Source organism: Helicobacter pylori, from assembly GCF_011140715.1.
Taxonomy (GTDB): Bacteria; Campylobacterota; Campylobacteria; order Campylobacterales; family Helicobacteraceae; genus Helicobacter; species Helicobacter pylori_DA.
Genome location: NZ_SFZZ01000036.1, coordinates 21,584 through 36,484, shown reverse-complemented (window position 1 = coordinate 36,484; position 14,901 = coordinate 21,584). Strand labels below are relative to the sequence as shown.

12 protein-coding genes and 2 tRNA genes are annotated in these 14,901 nt (G+C 39.1%); all 14 read left to right on the top strand.

Translation table 11 applies throughout. The annotated features are described in order from the left end of the window. The first annotated feature begins 8 nt into the window (after positions 1–8). Positions 9–2,849, top strand: coding sequence for an FAD-linked oxidase C-terminal domain-containing protein (locus EWZ81_RS03580; protein WP_165549035.1), 2,841 nt, complete (start codon positions 9–11; stop codon positions 2,847–2,849). Positions 2,850–2,888: 39 nt separating this feature from the next. Beyond that, positions 2,889–3,593, top strand: coding sequence for a di-trans,poly-cis-decaprenylcistransferase (locus EWZ81_RS03575; protein WP_165549034.1), 705 nt, complete (start codon positions 2,889–2,891; stop codon positions 3,591–3,593). Next, complete coding sequence (locus EWZ81_RS03570) at positions 3,587–4,273, top strand: ABC transporter ATP-binding protein (RefSeq protein WP_165521316.1); 687 nt, start codon at positions 3,587–3,589, stop codon at positions 4,271–4,273. The genes EWZ81_RS03575 and EWZ81_RS03570 overlap by 7 nt, the downstream gene beginning before the upstream one ends. A 313-nt stretch (positions 4,274–4,586) precedes the next feature. After that, positions 4,587–5,861 carry a phosphoribosylamine--glycine ligase gene (gene purD, locus EWZ81_RS03565; protein WP_165549033.1) on the top strand — a complete coding sequence of 425 codons (1,275 nt, stop codon included), beginning with the start codon at positions 4,587–4,589 and terminating at the stop codon, positions 5,859–5,861. Between the two features lie 48 nt (positions 5,862–5,909). Next, positions 5,910–6,389 (top strand): RDD family protein, encoded by a 480-nt coding sequence (locus EWZ81_RS03560; protein ID WP_108392261.1) that lies wholly within the window; start codon positions 5,910–5,912, stop codon positions 6,387–6,389. Between the two features lie 2 nt (positions 6,390–6,391). Next, complete coding sequence (lptD, locus tag EWZ81_RS03555) at positions 6,392–8,653, top strand: LPS-assembly protein LptD (protein ID WP_165549032.1); 2,262 nt, start codon at positions 6,392–6,394, stop codon at positions 8,651–8,653. Positions 8,654–8,667: 14 nt separating this feature from the next. Then, the gene (locus tag EWZ81_RS03550) at positions 8,668–9,372 is read left to right on the top strand and encodes a phosphoribosyltransferase (RefSeq protein ID WP_001090657.1); all 705 of its coding nucleotides are present in this window, start codon (positions 8,668–8,670) and stop codon (positions 9,370–9,372) included. Positions 9,373–9,374: 2 nt separating this feature from the next. Next, positions 9,375–11,441 carry a polyribonucleotide nucleotidyltransferase gene (locus EWZ81_RS03545; RefSeq protein ID WP_165549031.1) on the top strand — a complete coding sequence of 689 codons (2,067 nt, stop codon included), beginning with the start codon at positions 9,375–9,377 and terminating at the stop codon, positions 11,439–11,441. A 132-nt stretch (positions 11,442–11,573) separates the two neighbouring features. Next, the gene (locus tag EWZ81_RS03540; protein ID WP_000669961.1) at positions 11,574–11,891 is read left to right on the top strand and encodes a F0F1 ATP synthase subunit C; all 318 of its coding nucleotides are present in this window, start codon (positions 11,574–11,576) and stop codon (positions 11,889–11,891) included. Between the two features lie 69 nt (positions 11,892–11,960). Further along, positions 11,961–12,047 (top strand) — tRNA-Leu (locus EWZ81_RS03535). Between the two features lie 54 nt (positions 12,048–12,101). Then, positions 12,102–12,188, top strand: a tRNA-Leu gene (locus tag EWZ81_RS03530). 281 nt (positions 12,189–12,469) lie between these two features. Continuing rightward, entirely contained in the window at positions 12,470–12,985 is a 516-nt protein-coding gene (gene cysE / locus EWZ81_RS03525) for a serine O-acetyltransferase (RefSeq protein WP_000886349.1), read from the top strand. A gap of 87 nt (positions 12,986–13,072) precedes the next feature. Further along, a complete protein-coding gene (locus EWZ81_RS03520; protein WP_165549030.1) occupies positions 13,073–13,756 on the top strand; it encodes an NlaIII/IceA1 family type II restriction endonuclease in 684 nt (227 codons plus the stop codon). Positions 13,757–13,764: 8 nt separating this feature from the next. Then, on the top strand, positions 13,765–14,754 hold the full coding sequence (locus EWZ81_RS03515; RefSeq protein WP_165549029.1) for a DNA adenine methylase: 990 nt from the start codon (positions 13,765–13,767) through the stop codon (positions 14,752–14,754). The last annotated feature ends 147 nt before the right edge of the window (positions 14,755–14,901 follow it).

Here is a 14,901-nt window from a genome sequence, read left to right as displayed (position 1 = left end):
GAGTGCGTGTGGAAGAAAATTATCATGCTTTTTTTGCCGAAGCGAGCGGGTTTTTAAACGAGCGGATCTTTAAGGATTATTTACGCCGTTTGGCTTATGGCATTGATGCGTCATGTTATCGTTATATCCCTAAAATAGTCGCTTGGGTGAAAGATGAAGAAGAAGTCCAAAAGCTTTGTGCTTTAGCCAAAAAGCATGGCGTTTCATTGACTTTTAGAGCGGCTGGTAGCTCCTTATCAGGGCAGGCGATCTGTGATGGGGTGCTAGTGGTGGTGGCGCATTTTTTCAAAGACGCTCACATTTTAGACAACGCTCAAAGCATTCAGCTCTCATGCGGAGTCATAGGAAGCCATGCGAACGCTTTATTGAAACCTTACCATAAAAAAATAGGCCCGGATCCCGCTACGATAAACACCGCCATGATAGGGGGGATTGTCGCTAATAACGCTAGCGGGATGTGTTGCGGGGTGGAGCAAAATAGCTACAAAACCTTAAAATCCTTAAGAGTCATTTTAGCTGATGGCACGCTTTTAGACACGGCTAATCAAGAGAGCGTTGAGAGTCTCAAAAACGCGCGCAAGGATTTGATTGAAGGGGTTTTGAATTTAAGAAAAGAGATTTTAAAAGACAAAGAATTGCATGCCTTGATTAAGAAAAAATACGAGATCAAAAACACCACCGGCTATAGCTTAAACGCTCTCATTGATTTTGAAGATCCGATTGAAATCATCAGCCATTTATTCATAGGCTCTGAGGGGACTTTAGGCTTTATTTCAAGCGTGGGATTAGAATGCGTGAAAGACTACGCTTATAAAACTTGCGCGTTATTGTTTTATGAAAATTTAGAGCAATGCGCTAAAGCCGCTCAAATCTTAGCCGCTTTAAAAGCCAAACAACCTGAAATGATTTCTTCAGCAGAGCTTATGGATTATGCGTCTTTAAAGAGCGTGAAAGGTTTAGAGGGCATGCCTAGCGTGGTTTTAGAAGTCAAAGAGCCTAACGCATGCTTACTCATTCAAAGCGAAAGCGATGATCCTTTGATTTTAGAAAACAACATGCAAACGATTTTAAACGCTTTGAACGCGGTACCGGTCGTTTTAGATTCTCAAATCAGTAGTGATCCTGATATTTATCAATCGTGGTGGAAGATCAGAAAAGGCATTTTCCCTATCGCAGCGTCAAAAAGAAAAAGCCAAAGCTCTGTGATCATTGAAGACGTGTGCTTCAGCAAAGAGGATTTTGTAGAGGGGGCAAAAGCGATTGAAGGGCTTTTAAAAAAACATGGCTTTAAGGATAATGGCATTATTTTTGGGCATGCGTTAAGCGGGAATTTGCATTTTGTCGTTACGCCGATTTTAGAAAATGAAACCGAAAGAAAGGCGTTTGAAAATTTAGTTTCTGAGATGTTTTTAATGGTGAGTGAAAGCTCTGGCTCTATTAAAGCCGAACATGGCACAGGCAGAATGGTAGCCCCTTTTGTGGAAATGGAGTGGGGAGAAAAAGCCTATAAGATCCACAAACAAATCAAAGAATTGTTTGATCCTAATGGCCTTTTAAACCCTGATGTGATCATCACAAACGATAAAGAAATCCACACTAAAAATTTAAAGAGCATTTACCCTATTGAAGAGCATTTGGACATGTGCATGGAATGTGGGTTTTGTGAAAGGATTTGCCCCAGTAAAGATTTGTCTTTAACGCCACGACAACGCATCGTTATCCACAGAGAGATAGAGCGTTTAAAAGAAAGGGTAAGTCATGGTCATGATGAAGATCAGGTTTTATTAGATGAGCTTTTAAAAGAGTCTGAATACTTAGCCCACGCCACTTGCGCAGTGTGCCATATGTGCTCTATGCTATGCCCTTTAGAAATTGATACCGGAAAGATCGCTTTAAATTATTATCAAAAAAACCCTAAAGGCGAAAAGATCGCTTCAAAGATCCTTAATCACATGCAAATAACCACAAGCGCGGCTCGTTTTTCTTTAAAAAGCGCTTTCGTGGTTCAAAAACTCATAGGCCCTCACAACTTGGTGAGCCTAACCAAAGGGATTAAAAAATTCATCAAGCCCTTCCCTAAAGCCTTTCATTACATGCCCAAAAACAACGCCTACCCTTTAGAAAATAAAACGCATAAGAGCGAAGAAAAAGTCATTTATTTCAGCACCTGTATCAACCGCTCGTTCGCTCCATCAACCAAAATGGCGGATAAAAGATGCATTCAAGAAGTGTTTGAATCCTTATGCCAAAAAGCCAAAGTTTCGGTAATGTATCCTAATGGATTGAATGCGCTTTGCTGCGGGAAAGCCTTTATCAATTACACCGATTTAACCAAGCAAAACAACGAAAAAAACCATGCGATTTTTTTACAATTAAGCGATGAGGGAAAAATCCCCATTATTTTAGACCACAGCGCATGCTCGATGCATTTTTTCAAGCAAATGAAAGCTTATAAGGATTTGAAAGTTTATGATTTGAGCGTCTATATTGAAGAAGTTCTAAGCCCAAAATTAAAATTCAACCCCATTAACGAAGACATAGGGTTATACACGATGTGTGCTTTAAAGTTAGAGAATAAAGAAGAGTTGCTGTTCAATTTGGCTAAAAAATGCACTTTGGGCGAGATTGTTATCCATAAAGAGACGGGTTGTTGCGGTTTTGCGGGGAATAAGGGCTTTTTCACCCCTGAACTAAACGAGAGTGCTTTAAACGGCTTTCAAGAATTTTATCAATCCTATGATCTTAAAAGGGGCTTTTCCACTTCTAGCACTTGTGAAATTGGTTTGAGTGAAAAAACCCAATTTGCTTGGCAGCATATCGCTTATTTAGTGGATGCTTGCACGCTTTAATGGTGTATAATTAAGGACTTTCTTTAAAGGGTAAAGGCATTGGATAACGCTCTCAAACATCTTGCCATTATTATGGATGGTAATGGCAGGTGGGCTAAATTAAAGAATAAGGCTAGGGCTTATGGGCATAAAAAAGGCGTAAAAACCCTAAAAGACATTACGATCTGGTGCGCTAATCATAAGTTAGAATGCTTGACTTTATACGCTTTTTCTACGGAAAATTGGAAACGCCCTAAAAGTGAAGTGGATTTTTTGATGAAAATGCTTAAAAAATACCTTAAAGATGAGCGATCCACTTATTTAAATAATAACATACGCTTCAGGGCGATAGGGGATTTAGAGGGCTTTTCTAAAGAACTACGAGATACGATTTTACGGCTTGAAAACGATACCAGGCATTTTAAGGATTTTACGCAAGTTTTAGCCCTTAATTACGGATCTAAAAACGAGCTTTCAAGGGCGTTTAAAAGCTTATTAGAAAGCCCACCTAGCCATATAAATAATATAGAAAGCTTAGAAAATGAAATTTCCAATCGTTTAGACACGCATGATTTGCCGGAAGTGGATTTGTTGTTACGGACAGGGGGGGAAATGCGCTTGTCTAATTTTTTATTGTGGCAGTCCAGCTATGCGGAATTGTTTTTCACGCCGATTTTATGGCCTGATTTCACCCCTAAAGATTTAGAAAATATCATTAGCGATTTTTACAAAAGAGTGCGCAAATTCGGGGAATTAAAATGCTAGTAGAAATAGAGAATTTGACTAAAACTTATGGGAGTTTAAAAGCGTTAGACAATATCAATTTAAAACTACCCAAACAGCAATTTATAGGGCTTTTAGGGCCTAATGGGGCGGGTAAAACCACTCTGTTAAAGATTTTAGCCGGATTGAATTTGAACTATCAAGGGGAAGTGAAAATTTTAGATCAAAAGATCGGCATAGAGACTAAAAAAAGCGTGGCGTTTTTAAGCGATGGCGATTTTTTAGATCCTAAATTAACGCCTTTAAAAGCGATCGCTTTTTACAAGGATTTTTTTAGCGATTTTGATGAATCAAAAGCCCTAAATTTACTCAAACGCTTCAGCGTGCCTTTAAAAAGAGAGTTCAAAGCCCTTTCAAAAGGCATGAGGGAAAAATTGCAACTGATTTTAACCCTATCACGAAACGCTTCTTTGTATCTTTTTGATGAGCCGGTGGCTGGGATTGACCCTATTGCAAGAGAAGAGATTTTTGAGTTAATCGCTAAGGAGTTTAGCCAAAACGCAAGCTTGCTAGTCTCTACGCATTTGGTGGTGGATGTGGAAAAGTATTTAGACAGCGCGATTTTTTTAAAAGAAGCTAAAGTAGTGGCTTTTGGGGATGTGGGAGAATTGAAAAAAGGGTATAGCAGTTTGGAAGCGGCGTATAAAGAAAGGTTGAAATAAATCAGTCAGTTTCTCTTAAAGCGCCTAAACGCCAATTAAAACTATCACGGATCGCTTGAATATTTTTGCATGGAATTTCTTTAAAATTTAAGTATAATTGTAAGCATCGCCTGGGTGATTTGCGTTTCTTATTTGATGGCAAGTTCGTTGAAAAAATAAGTTAGGCTAAGGTAGTGGTTTTTGTGTGATGGCATTTTTTAAATCTGCCCCTAAGAAGATCCTCCTAGCCTTATTAGTGTAGGTTTGTTGAACTTATGCGCATGTAAAAGTAGCGGTCATCTGGGTTGAAAAACAACCACATTTTAGGGAAGACATGAAAGATAACAATAACTATAATGTTTTAATTGTGGGGAATAAGGGGCGAGAGTATGCTTTGGCTCAAAGGCTTCAGCAAGATGAGCGAGTGAATGCTTTGTATTTTTGTTTGGGTAATGGTGGCACTCAAGATTTAGGCGAAAATCTGGAATGCGAACATTACGAGCATATCGTGGAATTGGCCCTGAAAAAACAGATCCATTTAGCTATCATTTCAGAAGAAGAGCCTTTGATTTTAGGGCTTACAGAGATGCTAGAAAAAGCGGGTATTTTAGTGTTTGGGGCTTCTAAAGAAGCGGCGAAATTAGAGGCTTCCAAAAGCTACATGAAAGCTTTTGTTAAAGAGTGCGGTATCAAAAGCGCATCCTACTTTGAAACAAACGACTTAAAAGAAGCCCTCAATTACATTCAAAACGCTTCTTTCCCCTTAGTGATTAAGGCGTTGAATAAAAACACAAGCATTGTTCATCATCAAGAAGAAGCACTAAAAATCCTTGAAGACGCTTTCAAGCAAAGCAATGAGCCTGTGATCATAGAGCCTTTTTTAGAGGGGTTTGAGCTTTCAGTTACAGCGCTCATAGCCAATGATGATTTTATCTTGTTGCCCTTTTGCCAAAACTACAAACGCTTATTAGAGGGGGATAATGGGGTCAATACGGGGGGTATGGGGGCCATCGCTCCTGCAAACTTTTTCTCTAATGAATTAGAAGAGAAAATAAAAAATCATATCTTTAAACCCACTTTAGAGAAACTTCAGGCTGACAACACGCCTTTTAAAGGGGTTTTACTCGCTGAAATTGTAATCATAGAAGAAAAAGGCGTTTTAGAGCCGTATTTATTGGATTTTAGCGTGCGTTTTAAAGACATTGAATGCCAGACGATTTTACCCCTTTTAGAAAGCTCGCTTTTAGATTTGTGTTTGGCCACAGCCAAAGGGGAATTGCATTCTCTTGAATTGGTGTTTTCTAAAGAATTTGTGATGAGTGTGGCGCTTGTTTCTAGGAATTACCCCACTAGCTCTTCGCCCAAACAAACCCTTTATATTGATCCGGTTGATGAAAAAAAGGGTCATTTGATTTTAGGGGAGGTGGAGCAGGATAATGGCGTGTTTGAAAGCAGTGGGGGGAGGGTGATCTTTGCCATTGGTAGGGGAAAATCCTTATTAGAAGCCAGAAACCATGCTTATGAAATCGCTCAAAAGGTGCATTTTGAAGGCATGTTTTATCGCAAGGATATTGGTTTTAAGGTGTTAGATTTGAAAGAATATTCTTAAAGGTTAAAGTTTAAGACAAACCAAAGAGTTTGTCTTGTTTGTTTTTGAATGCGCTCTCCAAATTTAGAAAAAGAAGAAACCGAAATCATAGAAACACTCCTTATGCGTGAAAAAATGCGTTTATGCCCCTTGTATTGGCACATCTTAGCGTTTTTAACCGATGGTTTGTTGGTGGCGTTTTTATTGAGCGATCTTTTAGGGGCATGCACTTTTTTACATTCTTTATACTGGCTAGCTAACCCCATTTATTACAGCGTGTTTGTCATAGTGAGTTTTATCATCTTGTATGGCGTTTATGAAATCTTTTTTGTGTGTTTGTGTAAGATGAGTTTGGCTAAACTGGTTTTTAGGATTAAAATTATTGATATTTATTTAGCAGATTGCCCCAGTAGGGCTATTTTATTGAAGCGTTTAGGGTTAAAGATCGTGGTTTTTCTATGCCCCTTTTTATGGTTTGTAGTATTTAAAAACCCCTATCATAGGGCATGGCATGAAGAAAAAAGCAAAAGTCTTTTGGTGTTGTTTTAATCATGATTTATTGGTTGTATTTGGCGGTCTTTTTTTTGTTGAGTGCATTAGACGCTAAAGAAATCGCTATGCAACGATTTGACAAACAAAACCATAAGATTTTTGAAATCCTTGCGGATAAAGTGAGCGCTAAAGACAATGTGATAACCGCATCAGGGAATGCGATCTTATTGAATTATGATGTGTATATTCTAGCGGACAAGGTGCGTTATGACACTAAAACCAAAGAAGCGTTATTAGAGGGGAATATCAAGGTTTATAGGGGCGAGGGTTTGCTCGTTAAAACCGATTACGTGAAATTGAGTTTGAATGAAAAATATGAAATCATTTTCCCCTTTTATGTCCAAGACAGCGTGAGCGGGATTTGGGTGAGCGCGGATATTGCCAGCGGGAAGGATCAAAAATACAAGATTAAAAACATGAGCGCTTCAGGGTGCAGCATTGATAACCCCATTTGGCATGTCAATGCGACTTCAGGCTCATTTAATATGCAAAAATCGCATTTGTCTATGTGGAATCCTAAGATCTATGTCGGTGATATTCCTGTATTGTATTTGCCCTATATTTTCATGTCCACGAGCAATAAAAGAACTACCGGGTTTTTATACCCTGAGTTTGGTACTTCCAATTTAGACGGCTTTATTTATTTGCAACCCTTTTATTTAGCCCCCAAAAACTCATGGGATATGACCTTTACCCCACAAATCCGCTATAAAAGGGGTTTTGGCTTGAATTTTGAAGCGCGCTACATCAACTCTAAAGACGACAGGTTTTTATTCAACGCGCGCTATTTTAGGAATTACACCCAATACGTCAAACGCTATGATTTGAGGAATCAAAATATCTATGGTTTTGAATTTTTAAGCTCCAGTAGGGACACTTTACAAAAATACTTCCATCTTAAGTCTAATATTGACAACGGGCATTACATTGACTTTTTATACATGAACGATTTGGACTATGTGCGTTTTGAAAAGGTCAATAAGCGTATCACAGACGCCACGCACATGTCTAGGGCGAATTACTATTTGCAAACAGAAAATCATTATTACGGCTTGAATATCAAGTATTTTTTAAACCTGAATAAAATCAACAATAACCGCACTTTCCAATCTGTCCCTAATTTGCAATACCATAAATATTTAAATTCTTTGTATTTTAGGAATTTATTGTATTCGGTGGATTATCAGTTTAGAAACACCGCAAGAGAGATCGGCTATGGCTATGTGCAAAACGCTTTGAATGTGCCGGTGGGCTTGCAATTTTCTTTGTTTAAAAAGTATTTATCTTTAGGGCTTTGGAACGATCTCCAACTATCTAATGTGGCTTTAATGCAATCTAAAAATTCTTTCGTGCCTACGATCCCTAATGAATCAAGGGAATTTGGGAATTTTGTGTCTTCGAATTTTTCCATGTATGTCAATACGGATTTAGCCAGAGAATACAACAAGCTTTTCCACACGATCCAACTAGAAGCGATTTTCAACATCCCTTATTACACCTTTAAAAACGGCTTATTTTCTCAAAACATGTATGCTTTAAGCGCGCAAGCCTTAAACAGCTACACTTCGCCTTTATTGAGAGATTATGATTATCAAGGGCGTTTGTATGATTCTGTGTGGAATCCTAACAGCATTTTACCTAGCAATGCGAGCAATAAGACGGTGGATTTAACCCTAACGCAATACCTTTATGGCTTAAGAGGGCAAGAATTGTTGTATTTTAAAATATCGCAACTCATCAATCTTGACGATAAAGTTTCGCCCTTTAGAATGCCATTAGAGAGTAAGATCGGGTTTTCGCCCTTAACGGGATTGAATATTTTTGGGAATGTCTTTTATTCGTTTTATCAAAACCGCCTAGAAGAAATCTCCGTGAACGCCAATTACCAACGCAAGTTTTTAAGCTTTAACCTCTCTTACTTTTTAAAAAACAATTTTAGCAGTGGGATTAATAGCATTGTAGAAAATCCTGCGGATTATTTAAAGGCGGGTTTTAGCAACGACTTTGGCTATTTTTCCATGAGCGCGGATGTGGGTTATGATATTAGAAATAATGTGGTTTTAAATTGGAATGTGGGGATTTATAAAAAAATCCGTTGTTTTGGGATTGGCTTTCAATTCGTCAATCAAAGACGCCCTATCCTCACCGGCGATCCCAACCAACCTATAAGAGTGTTTGAAAATAACTATGTTAAGCTAGAATTAGACTTTTCACCGATCACTAAAACCAATGTAACTTACCGCTCTTTACAGCGTAAGTAAGAAAAGGAATGCATTTGAATACGGACTTTAGCCATATCACCGATATTGAGGGCATGCGTTTTATCAATGAAGAAGACGCTTTAAACAAATTGATTAATGAAATCCACACGCGCCACATTGATTTAAAAGATTCCATCATGCTCGCTTTGAGTTTTAACGCTCTGTATTTAGCTCACGCTTTAGCGCAAAAATTTGGAGCGACTTATGATATACTTTTTTTAGAACCTATCTTAGCCCCTTTAAACTCAAAATGCGAGATCGCTTTAGTGAGTGAAAGCATGGATATTGTGATGAATGAAAGTTTAATCAATTCCTTTGACATCGCTTTAGACTATGTTTATGGGGAAGCCAAGCGGGCTTATGAAGAAGATATTCTGTCTCGCATCTATCAGTATCGCAAAGGCAATGCGATCAAAAGCTTAAAAGATAAAAATATTTTTATCGTAGATAGGGGGATTGAAACCGGGTTTAGAGCAGGGTTAGGCGTGCAAACTTGCTTGAAAAAAGAATGCCAAGACATTTATATTTTAACCCCCATTCTCGCGCAAAATGTCGCTCAAGGCTTAGAAAGCTTGTGCGATGGGGTGATTAGCGTGTACCGCCCTGAATGTTTTGTCTCTGTGGAGCATCATTATAAAGAACTCAAGCGATTAAGCAATGAAGAAATTGAAAAATACTTGGGCGCTAACAACGCGCCTAATTTAAAAAAGGAACATTAAATATGGATTTTATCACCATCAACTCTGGTAACAGAACCGAAGAGTTCGCTCTCAAACAAGTGGCCAAACAAGCCACCAGCTCTCTAATGTATCGCTTAGGAAAAACCCTTATTTTAGCGAGCGTGTGTATAGAAAGAGAGCCTGTGAGTGAAGATTTTCTGCCTTTAGTGGTGCAGTTTTTAGAAAAATCTTATGCAGCCGGTAAAATCCCGGGCGGTTTTGTTAAAAGAGAAGGCAGGGCGCAAGATTTTGAAATCTTAACCTCTAGGCTCATAGACAGGACTTTACGCCCTTTATTCCCTAAAGACTACCGCTACCCTACACAGATCACTTTAATGGTTTTAAGCCATGATATTGAAAACGATTTGCAAGTCTCTGCTTTAAACGCCGCTTCAGCCGCTCTCTTTTTAGCCCATATCGCTCCTATTAAAAGCGTGAGCGCTTGCAGGATCGCTAGGGTGGATAACGAATTTATCATTAACCCTAACACAAGCCTTTTGAATCAATCCAGTTTGGATTTGTTCGTGTCCGGCACAAAAGAGAGTTTGAACATGATAGAAATGCGCTCTTTGGGGCAAAAATTAAACGCTTTAGAAGAGCCTTTAATGCTAAAAGCTTTAGAATTGGCTCAAAAAAGTTTGAAAGAAACTTGCACGCTTTATGAAGAGGTTTTCACGCCCCACCAAAACGAGCTGCTTTTTAAAGAAAGCCAAGGAATAATTTTTAATGAAAGGCTGTTAGATTTATTAACAAATCAGTATTTTGATGAAATCATCAAAGGCATTGAAAGTTCTGCTTTGAGCGAGCGAGAAAATGTTTTCAAAGAAGTGGCTAGAAAAATCAGCGAAGCCCACTCAGAATTCAGTTTAGAAGAAATTGAATGGTCTTTAGAGAAGGTGAAAAAAACCGAGATCAGACGCATGATTATTCAAGATAAAATCCGCCCAGATAAGCGCGCGTTAGAAGAAGTGCGGCCCATTTTGATAGAGAGTAACTTGCTCCCTATGGCGCATAGCTCCATTTTATTCACTAGGGGGCAAACGCAGAGCTTAGTGGTAGGGGTTTTAGGCACGGATAATGACGCTCAAACCCATGAGAGTTTGGAGCATAAAGCCCCTATTAAAGAGCGCTTCATGTTCCATTACAATTTCCCTCCTTTTTGCGTGGGCGAAGCGAGTTCTATTGGCGCGACTTCAAGGCGCGAATTAGGGCATGGGAATTTGGCTAAAAGAGCCTTAGAAACGAGCATTAAAAATAAAGAGCAGGTGATACGATTGGTTTCTGAGATTTTAGAAAGCAATGGTTCAAGCTCAATGGCGAGTGTGTGCGCAGGGTCTTTAGCCCTTTATGCAAGCGGTGTGGAAATTTATGATTTAGTCGCTGGGGTGGCTATGGGCATGGTGAGCGAAGGGCAAGATCACGCCATTTTAAGCGATATTAGCGGTTTAGAAGACGCCGAAGGCGATATGGATTTTAAGATTGCCGGGAATGTAGAAGGCATTACGGCTATGCAAATGGATACCAAAATGAGCGGTATCCAATTAGAGGTTTTATACCAAGCCTTACTCCAAGCCAAAAGAGCGCGAGAGCATATCTTAAAAATCATGCATGAAGCGAAAGAAAAGATTGTGATCAATTTTTCCCATTTGCCCACGACTGAAATTTTTAATGTCACGCCCGATAAAATTGTAGAAATTATCGGTCAAGGGGGGCGTGTGATTAAAGAGATAGTAGAAAGGTTTGAGGTTAAGATTGATTTGAACAAACCGAGCGGTGAAGTGAAAATCATGGGGAATAAAGAGCGCGTTTTAAAAACTAAAGAATTTATTTTAAACTATTTGCATTCTTTAGATCAAGAATTGGAGCGATACGCTATTGATGAGGTGCTAGAAGCTCAAGTGAAACGAATCGTGGATTTTGGGGCGTTTTTAAGCTTGCCTAAGGGAGGCGAAGGCTTGTTAAGAAAGCAAAACATGGACAGGTGTCAAGTGATCTTAAAAGAAGGCGATAGCATCAGGTGTAGGGTGATTAGTTTCAATAAGGGTAAAATCGCTTTGGATTTGGCTTAAAATTTTTAAAAAGCGTTTTTAAAAGAGATTTTAAGCAAATTTAGATTAAAATGAGTCCTTGCTTGTATTTTTGAAAGTAGAGGAACGATTCGAAATGAAAATCAAGCCTAATTTTTGAAACGGAGTGCGAAAATGAAATTTTTAGCGTTATTTTTTCTGGCTTTAGCGGGCGTTGCTTTCGCTCATGATGGTGGCATGGGTGGGATGGATATGATTAAATCTTATTCTATCTTAGGAGCGATGATCGGTCTAGGGATTGCCGCTTTTGGTGGGGCGATCGGCATGGGGAATGCGGCCGCAGCGACCATTACAGGCACAGCGAGAAACCCAGGAGTGGGCGGTAAATTGCTCACAACCATGTTCGTGGCCATGGCGATGATTGAAGCGCAAGTGATTTATACTCTAGTGTTTGCTATTATCGCTATTTATAGTAACCCATTCTTAAGTTAAGGGTTTTTGATGAGCTAAATTATTGCTTAAAAAGCATGATTTAGCTATAATATTTGTTTTAGATTTTTAGCACTGGTGGTGGAATTGGTAGACACGCCATCTTGAGGGGGTGGTGGGAGCAATCTCGTGCGAGTTCGAGTCTCGCCCAGTGCACCATTAAGTTTCTTTAAGGAATAAGTGGGTATAATCTCACTCTTTACTCTATGATACGCCGAAGTGGTGGAATTGGTAGACACGCTAGACTCAAAATCTGGTGGGAGCAATCCCGTGTCGGTTCGAGTCCGACCTTCGGCACCACTACTAGTAATTTTTTTCAATCTGCTTTTTATTTTTTCGTTTAAAATAGTTTTATTCCAAATAAATGCCAAATCAATGATGGATTAGCGGGTTTTTTTAAGCCTTTTTAAAGGATTGTTTAAGCGAATTTGAAGGGATTAAAAGAGAGAGCGTTTTTACTCCCTTAAAAGGAGTGTGAGTTTAGGTATAATGGCAAGAAAAATTTGCATCAAGTTTTATTGGAATGGATGAGAAAAATCTGCTCATGTTGATCCAAATATATTTTAACCGGAGACTCTGTCATGCTAGATCTGTCTTATAGCCTGGAGCGTGTCTTGCAAGAAGACCCGGCAGCCAGGAATAAGTGGGAGGTTCTTTTGCTTTATCCGGGCATTCATGCGTTGCTTTGTTACCGCCTAGCGCATGCGTTGCACAAGCGGAGGTTTTACTTCATTGCGCGCGCGCTTTCTCAGTTGGCGCGTTTTATCACTGGGATAGAAATCCACCCGGGCGCTAAGATTGGGAGAGGGCTTTTTATTGATCATGGCATGGGTGTGGTGATTGGCGAGACCACAGAGATTGGAGATGATGTTACCATTTATCATGGCGTAACTCTGGGGGGTACGGGCAAGTTTAAGGGCAAGCGCCACCCTACTTTAGGCAACCGAGTGGTAGTTGGGGCAGGGGCTAAGGTCTTGGGTGCGATTTGCGTGGGCGATGATGTGAGGATTGGGGCTAATGCGGTGGTGCTTTCAGATTTACCCACGGGTTCTACGGCTGTAGGCGCTAAAGCTAAAACCATCACAAAGGATCGTTAATTTTAAATAAGCGGTTGAGCTAATTTGAGCGATGCGGGTTATTTTGAGGTAAATTGATTAGAATTTTTTATAGAGAGGTTTTTTAAAATGAGTAAAAGTAAAAAAGAGTTATTTTTGGAACTCGCACAACCTGATGAAAATGGGGTGAGTCGTTGGGTAAGCGTTAGAGAATTTGTAGGAAAATACCAAGGATTACAGCTAGGTAATGGGGGAGTTGGTAGGAATAACTCATCTTTAGCTAAAGAATTTAATTTGGAGTTTGATAAGGGGCAAACTCTAGGGAATTTTATTGATAGAATACGCTTGAATGGCTATAATACCGAATGTGTTTTTAACCAAAGTATCTGTCAAGACATTAAAAACCACTATAAGCAACAATGTTGTGCGATGTGCGGTGCGCGCGGCAACTCTGAAAACACTCAAATAGAGATGGATCATAAAGACGACCGCAAAAATGATTCAAGAGTTTCTGATTCAAACGCACAGACTTTTGATGATTTTCAGGCTTTATGCAAAGCTTGTAATGATAAGAAACGCCAGATTTGTAAAGAATGCAAAGAGACTGGCTATAGATTTGATGCAAGAAAAATTCCTGGCAATCATTATCCTTTTTATGAAGGGGAGGCTGAATATGACGGCTGTGTGGGTTGCTATCAATATGACCCCATACAATACAGGAAAACTTGTAATGATAGGATATACAATGAAAGGTATCAAAAAGGCTATGGTGATGGGTATCAAATTGGATACCATCAAAAAACTACTTTATAGCGGTTGCAATGAACTACATCGGCTCTAAATACAAGCTCATTCCCTTTATTAAGGAAAATATCCATGCGGTTGCGGGCAATGATCTCTCTGGCGCGATTTTTTGTGATCTGTTCGCTGGGACGGGCATTGTGGGGCGTGTGTTTAAAAAAGCTGTTAATAAGGTTATTTCTAATGATTTGGAGTATTATAGCTTTGTTTTGAATCAAAATTATATCGGCAACATTCAAGAAATCCCTAATCAAGAAGAGCTTATTAATGGGCTCAATAGCGTTGCTTTAAAAAAGGGCTTTATCTATTCGTATTATTCTTTAGGGGGGAGTTCAAGGCAGTATTTTAGCGAAACAAACGCTCAAAAAATTGATGCGATGCGTTTAAAAATTGAAGAGCTTAAGCTTTCTCAAAACATTGATAATTGCGCGTATTATTTTTTGCTCGCATCGCTATTAGAGAGTGCGGACAAGGTGGCTAACACCGCTTCAGTTTATGGGGCTTTTTTAAAACGCCTTAAAAAAAGCGCTCAAAAAGAACTTATCTTAAAAGGTGCTCATTTTGATGTGAGTTTAAACGCTAATGAAGTGTACCAGCAAGACGCTAGCGAGTTGATCGGAAAGATTTCAGGGGATATCTTGTATTTAGACCCTCCTTACAATGCGAGGCAATACGGGGCGAATTACCATTTATTGAACACGATTGCTGCTTATACGCCCTTTGCTCCAAAAGGCAAAACCGGCTTGCCCAGTTACCAGAAATCCTCTTTTTGCTCTCGTTCTCAAATCTTAAACGCTTTTGAAAACTTGATCAAAAAAGCGCAATTCAAATATATTTTTTTAAGCTATAACAATGAAGGGCTTATGAGTGAGACAGAGATTAAAAATATCTTAAAAAAATACGGCACTTACTCCCTAATTACCAAAACTTACATGCGTTTTAAAGCGGATAACAAACGCACCCATAAAGCCGTGCACACCAAAGAGTGTTTGCATATTCTTATCAAATAAGAGTCAAAACAACCCAACCTTTAAAAACGAGCTTTAAGTTAAAAGTCTAAAGAGCGTTAGAGTTTTAAATGAGGCTTTAGCGGGCGGTATTTGATTAAAACCAATCCAAGATACTCCAATAATGATAAAAATAATCGCTTAAATACC

What these genes read in the sequence shown, in the direction of transcription:
- EWZ81_RS03545 (WP_165549031.1), top strand. Translation starts at nt 9,375, where the DNA reads ATGGATTTTATCACCATCAACTCTGGTAACAGAACCGAAGAGTTCGCT.
- purD (WP_165549033.1), top strand. Translation starts at nt 4,587, where the DNA reads ATGAAAGATAACAATAACTATAATGTTTTAATTGTGGGGAATAAGGGG.
- EWZ81_RS03515 (WP_165549029.1), top strand. Translation starts at nt 13,765, where the DNA reads ATGAACTACATCGGCTCTAAATACAAGCTCATTCCCTTTATTAAGGAA.
- EWZ81_RS03540 (WP_000669961.1), top strand. Translation starts at nt 11,574, where the DNA reads ATGAAATTTTTAGCGTTATTTTTTCTGGCTTTAGCGGGCGTTGCTTTC.
- EWZ81_RS03520 (WP_165549030.1), top strand. Translation starts at nt 13,073, where the DNA reads ATGAGTAAAAGTAAAAAAGAGTTATTTTTGGAACTCGCACAACCTGAT.
- EWZ81_RS03560 (WP_108392261.1), top strand. Translation starts at nt 5,910, where the DNA reads ATGCGCTCTCCAAATTTAGAAAAAGAAGAAACCGAAATCATAGAAACA.
- EWZ81_RS03570 (WP_165521316.1), top strand. Translation starts at nt 3,587, where the DNA reads ATGCTAGTAGAAATAGAGAATTTGACTAAAACTTATGGGAGTTTAAAA.
- cysE (WP_000886349.1), top strand. Translation starts at nt 12,470, where the DNA reads ATGCTAGATCTGTCTTATAGCCTGGAGCGTGTCTTGCAAGAAGACCCG.
- lptD (WP_165549032.1), top strand. Translation starts at nt 6,392, where the DNA reads ATGATTTATTGGTTGTATTTGGCGGTCTTTTTTTTGTTGAGTGCATTA.